The organism is Bartonella sp. AC158YNML, from assembly GCF_042196725.1.
Lineage (GTDB): Bacteria > Pseudomonadota > Alphaproteobacteria > Rhizobiales > Rhizobiaceae > Bartonella.
In genome coordinates this window covers 1-905 of record NZ_JBHIQU010000081.1, presented here as the reverse complement: position 1 = coordinate 905, position 905 = coordinate 1, and the positions used below count along the sequence as shown (strand labels likewise).

Annotated in this window: 1 pseudogene; it reads left to right on the top strand. The window is 46.6% G+C overall.

From position 1 onward, the window contains the following. Window positions 1-905: pseudogene (locus tag ACFIM1_RS09340) on the top strand (hypothetical protein); the annotation flags it as partial.

Genomic DNA, 905 nt, shown 5'->3' with positions numbered 1-905 from the left:
CGAAGGCAGGATTTGATAGAGCTACAGGGGAAATAAGTGGTACGAAAGGTTCATTGGCTACGGCATTGCAAAGTTTTACAGAGGTCAAGCAGGCTAGTGAGAATGCTGTTAATTTATCGACTGAAGCAAAGAGATTAGCCGATGAATCGAAGTCGATTGCAGAGCGTGCAGAACAAACAGCGAGAGAGGCTTCCCAAACAGCAACAGAGACGACGCAAGTAGCAGCAACAGCGGTAGAAATGTGTCATGAAGTTAGGACGGTAGCGACACAAGCAAGTATGAAAGCAGATGGAGCCAACCAGACAGCCGCTGATGCCAAGGATATTGCCGAAGAGGCAAAAGGTTTATCGGAACGGGCAACATCTTCTGTTACAGAACTTACAAAAACAGCGTCTCAAGTACAAACAGCAGTAGAGAAGGCATTAACGGATTTAAGAGACGCCAAGCAGATAGCAGAGGCATCTAAGACACTCTCAGAAGAAGCTAAACAAACAGCCGCTGATGCATTGACAGCGTCGAAAGATGCCAAGTCACAATCAGAGACAGCGGTAAGCAGGTCAGAAGAGGCAAAGGGTGCTTGTGATGAAGTTAAAGCATCTGTTGCGTCAGTTGAGAAAGTTGCAGAAGCAGCGAAAACAGGTGTGGAACAAGCTTCGCAAAGTGCATCTGAAGCGAAGGGAATAGCGGAGGAAGCGAAAAGCGCCGTTGATAAAGCGACAGCCAAAGTAGAGCAAGCTGTAAGAGAAGCTACCGATGCGAAATCTAAAGCAGAAAGCGTAGAGAGATTAGCGAATGAAGCCAACCAAACAGCGATTTCTTCGAAGAGTGTCTCAGAAGAAGCGAAAGAGGAGGCAAGTAATGCCAAATCGGTAGCCTTAGAAGCAAAAAGTACAGCAGATAGTGCA